Here is a 5,802-nt window from a genome sequence, read left to right as displayed (position 1 = left end):
GAAAAAGGTGTATTGATTACCGGTGTAGCTGAAAAAGGACCGGCGGATCTTGCCGGTATCGAAGCGGGCGATTTAATTCTGACGATTAACGATATTGAAGCAGAAACACCTTCCCAAATGATGGAGATGATTGCCGATATGAAACCTTATACAAAAGTAAAAGTCGTCGTCTTACGTCAAGGTAAATTATTGGAGTTTCAAGTCGTTATCGGGGAATTTCCCGAATTATAACTTATAGGAAACATATGAAGAATATTGTTATTACTGTTGACGGCCCAAGTGGAGCGGGTAAAGGTACATTATGCCATGCTCTTGCCGAAAAATTAGGTTTTGATTTTTTAGATTCAGGGGCTATTTATCGCATTCTGGCACTTGCGGCGGTTAAACAAGGCATAGATTTTGAAAATGAATCAGCTCTTGCTGAGTTGGGACGAAATTTGAATGTTAAATTTATGCCTGAAAATAATGAAATTAAGGTTATCTTAGATGGTGAAAATGTAGGTGACCAAATTCGAACCGCCGAAGCAGGACAGAACGCCTCAAAAATCGCAGTGTATCCTCAAGTACGTGAAGCATTATTACAACGCCAACGAGACTTCCGTAATCCAAAAGGGTTAATTGCGGATGGGCGTGATATGGGAACGGTTGTCTTTCCCGATGCTGAAATTAAATTTTTTCTAGACGCAAGCGCCGAAGAGCGTACAAAAAGGCGCGTAAAACAGTTGCAAGAAAAAGGATTTAGTGCTAATTTTGACGAGATTTTAGCCGAGATAAAAGAACGTGATTTTCGCGATAGGAATCGCACAGTAGCGCCTTTAGTCCCGGCTAAAGATGCGTTGCTCTTAGATTCAACGCATTTGTCTATTGATGAAGTGATTCAACAGGCGTTAGATCATATTCGTCAATCACTTTAGTGTTGTTTGCTTAACAAAGGATTGTTAAGTTGTTATCCCTAACCCCATTTAGATGGATGCTAAGTGGACGTTTTATTTTATTTAAGAAGATTAATTATGACTGAATCTTTTGCTCAACTATTTGAAGAATCACTAAAAGGTCAAGAAACCCGTTTAGGTTCTATCGTTAAAGGTACTGTGGTTAAAATCCAAAAAGGCCTTGTATTCGTAGATGCTGGTTTAAAATCAGAATCTGCAATCCCTGCTGAAGAGTTTTTCAACGCACAAGGCGAATTAGAAGTTCAAGTCGGCGATGTGGTTGATGTAGCTCTTGATGCCGTAGAAGACGGTTTCGGTGAGACCAAACTTTCTCGTGAAAAAGCGAAACGTAACGAGTCGTGGGCTGCATTAGAGAAAGCCTTCGAAGAACAAGCAACCGTTGTTGGTTTTGTAAACGGTAAAGTAAAAGGTGGCTTCACTGTTGAGTTAAACGGTGTTCGTGCATTCTTACCGGGTTCATTAGTTGATACTCGTCCGGTTCGTGATTCTTTAAATCTTGAAGGTCAAACTTTAGAACTTAAAGTAATCAAATTAGACCAAAAACGTAACAACGTTGTGGTATCTCGTCGTGCAGTAATCGAAACAACAAGCTCTGCTGATCGTGAAGAAGTATTAGCGAACTTAGTTGAAGGTTCTGAAGTGAAAGGTACTGTGAAGAACTTAACTGACTACGGTGCATTCGTAGATTTAGGCGGTGTTGATGGCTTATTACACATCACAGATATGGCGTGGAAACGTGTTAAACACCCAAGTGAAGTTGTTGCAGTAGGTCAAGAAGTAACTGTTAAAGTACTTAAATTCGACAAAGAGAAAACGCGTGTATCTTTAGGCTTAAAACAATTAGGTCAAGATCCGTGGGCAGCTATTGCACAAAACCACCCGGTAAACAGCAAATTATCCGGTAAAGTAACTAACTTAACAGACTATGGCTGTTTCGTTGAAATTTTAGACGGTGTTGAAGGTTTAGTTCACGTTTCAGAAATGGACTGGACAAACAAAAACATTCACCCATCTAAAGTGGTAAATGTAGGTGATGTGGTTGAAGTCATGGTACTTGAAGTTGATGAAGAACGTCGTCGTATCTCATTAGGTTTAAAACAATGTAAACCTAACCCGTGGGAACACTTCGCTGAAACTCACAACAAAAACGATAAAGTAAAAGGTAAAATCAAATCAATCACTGATTTCGGTATCTTTATCGGTTTAGAAGGTGGCATTGACGGTTTAGTTCACTTATCTGACATTTCTTGGAATATGACTGGCGAAGAAGCTGTTCGTAACTACAAAAAAGGTGACGAAGTAGAAGCTGTTGTATTACAAGTTGATGCAGTGAAAGAACGTATCTCTTTAGGTATCAAGCAATTAGAATCCGATCCGTTCACAAACTTTGTTGATGGCACTAAAAAAGGTGCAATCGTGAAAGGTAAAGCGGTTGAAGTTGATACTAAAGGCGTTAAAGTTGAATTAGCAGACGGCGTAGAAGGTTATGTTCGTGCAGCTGAAGCAACCCGTGATCGTGTAGAAGACATCACAACAGTGATCTCTGTGGGTGACGAAATCGAAGCGAAATACACAGGTGTTGATCGTAAAGCACGCATTGTAAACCTTTCTGTTCGTGCAAAAGATGAAGCTGAAGAATCAGCAGCACTTGCGCAAGTGAATAAGCAAGAAGAAGCAATTCCGAATGCTATGGCAGAAGCGTTCAAAGCAGCAAAAGGTGAGTAATTAGCTCTCTTTAGAAAAAGCGGATATGTTTTGACATATCCGCTTCACTCAAAATCAAGGAGAAAAATATGACTAAATCGGAATTAATCGAGCGTTTAGTAGCTAAAAATGCTTCATCATTACCCATAAAAGCGGTAGATGACAGCGTGAAAGAAATCCTAGAACAAATAATGCGTTCACTTGAAAACGGAGAACGTATTGAAGTCAGAGGTTTCGGTAGTTTTTCTCTTCATTATCGCCAACCCCGTGTCGGGCGAAACCCTAAAACAGGTGAAAGCGTTAAATTAGGTGCCAAATACGTACCTCATTTTAAGGCCGGTAAAGACCTTAAAGAACGCGTTGATTCCCTTTAATCTTACTTATGACGTGTGAAATATCACATAGATACATATATAATGTAATAACGGAGACACTTATATGAAATATATCTTTGGTATCGTTATCGCTTTAGCTCTTGTCATTGTAGCCGTTACCGTCGGAGCAAATAACGATCAGCTTATTACATTTAACTATATAATTGCTAAAACCGAATTACGTTTATCCAGCTTAGTTGCTATTTTATTTGGTTTCGGATTAATCCTCGGCTGGCTCATCACCGGTTTTTTCTACCTGAAAATTAAATTGCAAAATATTGCGTTAAATCGTCGGATCAAACGCCAAGCCCAACAAATTAATGAGTTAACCCTCCCTAAGGCTGAATAATGCTTGAGCTATTGTTCCTTTTATTGCCTATCGCAGCATTATACGGCTGGTACATGGGACAACGTAGTGCAAAAAAGGATCAAGAAACGGTTCATAACAAGTTTTCCCGTGACTATGTAACGGGATTAAACTTTCTTTTATCCAATCAGCAAGAAAAAGCCGTTGATCTTTTTCTTTCTATGTTACAAAAACAAGAAGCGGAAAATCAAATTGCGACAGAATCTCAATTTGAAGCCGAATTGACGCTAGGTAACTTATTCCGTTCCAGGGGAGAAGTCGATCGTGCATTACGCATTCATCAGGCATTAGAAAACAGCCCCGATTATTCATTTGAACAAAAACTATTAGCCAAACAACAATTGGCAAAGGATTTTATGGCTGCCGGTTTTTATGATCGGGCAGAAAATTACTATATTACCTTATTGGACGAACCGGAGTTTTCCGTTCATTCACTAACACAACTTACGGTTATTTATCAAAAAACCAAAGAGTGGAAAAAGGCCATCAATGTTGCCGAGAAATTATTAAAAATTGCACCGGATACGGATAAAGTCCCTCTAGCACATTATTATTGCGAATATGCCCAATCTATTCAAGAAGATGAAAAAGCCTTTATTGGAGCCGTAAATAAAGCCCTCGAATATTCAGAAAAATGTGCAAGAGCCTCGATCTTGTTAGGTGACTTTTACTTGGAAAAACAGCAGTTTGCCCAATCCATCATCCATTTTGAAAGGATTCTAGAGCAAGAACCAAGCTACATTAGTGAAGTGTTGAGTCAAATAAAGCAATGCTATATAGAATTAAACCAACTCGATAACTTTGAGTTATTTTTAATCAAAGCAAGCCAAATTAAACATAACAGTAGTGTTGATTTGGCTTTGGCTGAATTTATTGAACAAAAAGACGGTATAGAAGCGGCGCAATCTAAAATTTATCAACAAATCAAGCAATTTCCGAATCTCATTACCTTTCACCGATTTATTCAATATCAAGTCAGTGAAGCGGAAGAGGGACGAGGGAAAGAAAGCTTAATTTTGTTACATAAAATGGTGGGTGATCGAATCCAAAAAGGATTTCACTATCGTTGCTTAAATTGCGGTTATCAAAGTTACCGTTTAACATGGTATTGCCCGTCTTGTCGAAAATGGGAAAGTATTAAACCGATGCAAAGTCTTGCGGAAGTCATCTAAACTTAAGGAGTTCCAAACATGGATAATAAAATTATCGTCGCACTCGATTATGAAACGGAAAATGAAGCGTTGCATTTTGTCGATCAAGTAGACCCGTCACTTTGTCGCCTGAAAGTAGGCAAAGAAATGTTTACGACATTAGGTACAAACTTTGTCAAACAACTACAAGCCCGTCAATTTGATGTTTTTTTAGATTTAAAATACCACGATATTCCGAATACCGTTGCTCGAGCCGTACGTTCTGCCGCAGATCTAGGCGTTTGGATGGTCGATTTACACGCTTCAGGCGGTTTACGCATGATGGAAACCGCAAAACAAATTTTAGAGCCTTACGGCAAAGATGCACCATTATTGATTGGTGTCACAGTGTTAACCAGTATGGAAGATCTTGACCTTCTCCAAATTGGTATTAATGCCTCCCCGATGGAGCAAGTTATCCGTTTAGCGCATCTGTGCCAACGAGCCGGTTTAGACGGTGTCGTGTGTTCTCCGCAAGAAGTCGACGTACTGCGTACGCACTGCGGTAACGATTTTAAATTGATTACTCCGGGGATCCGTCCCGAAGGCAGTGATGTTGGTGATCAACGTCGAGTCATGACGCCTAAGCAAGCCATTGAAACAGGTTCGGATTACTTAGTGATCGGACGACCAATTACGCAAGCTCAAGATCCGCTTGCCGTATTAAAGTCGATTAATCAATCTATCGCCTGACAAGCGGTCAGATCATGAGGAAATTTTGCAAATGTCGTTAGTTTATTCAACTGAAGTCGGCAGAATAAAAGCCGAACCACCGAAGGCTGAACGCCCGAAAGGGGATGGAATTGTGCGAATTCATCGCCAAACCAGCGGAAGAAAAGGCAAAGGGGTTTGCTTGATTTCCGGTTTGGATTTGGATGATAGAGGCTTAATGTCTTTAGCCTCCGAGCTGAAAAGACGCAGTGGTTGCGGCGGTTCGGTCAAAGACGGCGTAATTGAAATCCAAGGCGATAACCGAGAACAGATTAAGCAAATATTAGAACAGAAAGGCTTTAAAGTGAAATTAGCAGGTGGTTAAATAACAATCCGCACGTAAAACGTGCGGTTTTTAGGCTACCCTATAAGGGCCTAGGACTTCACATGCCCCTCAAGAGGCATGTGAAAAACTGACAACCGCACAATAACTCTATGACTTACCCCTTAAAGCGGTCTACATATTCTTTCTTCGATAATCTATGTGAAATCATGTCTTCCTT

8 protein-coding genes are annotated in these 5,802 nt (G+C 40.0%); all 8 read left to right on the top strand.

What is annotated here, in order from left to right; genetic code table 11:
• Positions 1-231 (top strand): PDZ domain-containing protein (locus ACEYKX_RS01670; protein ID WP_373780370.1); only part of this gene is annotated, 231 nt, incomplete at its 5' end.
• Positions 232-245: 14 nt separating this feature from the next.
• Positions 246-914: a (d)CMP kinase gene (gene cmk / locus ACEYKX_RS01665; protein WP_373768169.1), complete on the top strand. Its 669-nt coding sequence runs from the start codon at positions 246-248 to the stop codon at positions 912-914.
• A gap of 96 nt (positions 915-1,010) precedes the next feature.
• Positions 1,011-2,678, top strand: coding sequence for a 30S ribosomal protein S1 (gene rpsA / locus ACEYKX_RS01660; protein ID WP_373768170.1), 1,668 nt, complete (start codon positions 1,011-1,013; stop codon positions 2,676-2,678).
• A 68-nt stretch (positions 2,679-2,746) separates the two neighbouring features.
• Complete coding sequence (locus tag ACEYKX_RS01655) at positions 2,747-3,031, top strand: integration host factor subunit beta (protein WP_373768171.1); 285 nt, start codon at positions 2,747-2,749, stop codon at positions 3,029-3,031.
• A 64-nt stretch (positions 3,032-3,095) separates the two neighbouring features.
• Positions 3,096-3,380: a LapA family protein gene (locus tag ACEYKX_RS01650; RefSeq protein ID WP_373768172.1), complete on the top strand. Its 285-nt coding sequence runs from the start codon at positions 3,096-3,098 to the stop codon at positions 3,378-3,380.
• Entirely contained in the window at positions 3,380-4,570 is a 1,191-nt protein-coding gene (lapB, locus tag ACEYKX_RS01645) for a lipopolysaccharide assembly protein LapB (RefSeq protein ID WP_373768173.1), read from the top strand. Before ACEYKX_RS01650 ends, lapB begins: the two co-directional genes overlap by 1 nt.
• An 18-nt stretch (positions 4,571-4,588) precedes the next feature.
• Positions 4,589-5,281 carry an orotidine-5'-phosphate decarboxylase gene (gene pyrF, locus ACEYKX_RS01640; RefSeq protein ID WP_373768174.1) on the top strand — a complete coding sequence of 231 codons (693 nt, stop codon included), beginning with the start codon at positions 4,589-4,591 and terminating at the stop codon, positions 5,279-5,281.
• Between the two features lie 31 nt (positions 5,282-5,312).
• Complete coding sequence (gene yciH / locus ACEYKX_RS01635) at positions 5,313-5,624, top strand: stress response translation initiation inhibitor YciH (protein ID WP_373768175.1); 312 nt, start codon at positions 5,313-5,315, stop codon at positions 5,622-5,624.
• Positions 5,625-5,802 lie beyond the last annotated feature (178 nt).

The organism is Glaesserella sp., assembly GCF_041817755.1.
In the GTDB taxonomy this organism is placed as follows: Bacteria; Pseudomonadota; Gammaproteobacteria; order Enterobacterales; family Pasteurellaceae; genus Glaesserella.
Note: the sequence above shows the minus strand (reverse complement) of the source record. Positions and strands in the feature narration are given on the sequence as shown.

Excerpts from the sequence above, each read along its gene's own strand:
- cmk (WP_373768169.1), top strand. The coding sequence starts at position 246 with ATGAAGAATATTGTTATTACTGTTGACGGCCCAAGTGGAGCGGGTAAA.
- rpsA (WP_373768170.1), top strand. The coding sequence starts at position 1,011 with ATGACTGAATCTTTTGCTCAACTATTTGAAGAATCACTAAAAGGTCAA.
- ACEYKX_RS01655 (WP_373768171.1), top strand. The coding sequence starts at position 2,747 with ATGACTAAATCGGAATTAATCGAGCGTTTAGTAGCTAAAAATGCTTCA.
- ACEYKX_RS01650 (WP_373768172.1), top strand. The coding sequence starts at position 3,096 with ATGAAATATATCTTTGGTATCGTTATCGCTTTAGCTCTTGTCATTGTA.
- lapB (WP_373768173.1), top strand. The coding sequence starts at position 3,380 with ATGCTTGAGCTATTGTTCCTTTTATTGCCTATCGCAGCATTATACGGC.
- pyrF (WP_373768174.1), top strand. The coding sequence starts at position 4,589 with ATGGATAATAAAATTATCGTCGCACTCGATTATGAAACGGAAAATGAA.
- yciH (WP_373768175.1), top strand. The coding sequence starts at position 5,313 with ATGTCGTTAGTTTATTCAACTGAAGTCGGCAGAATAAAAGCCGAACCA.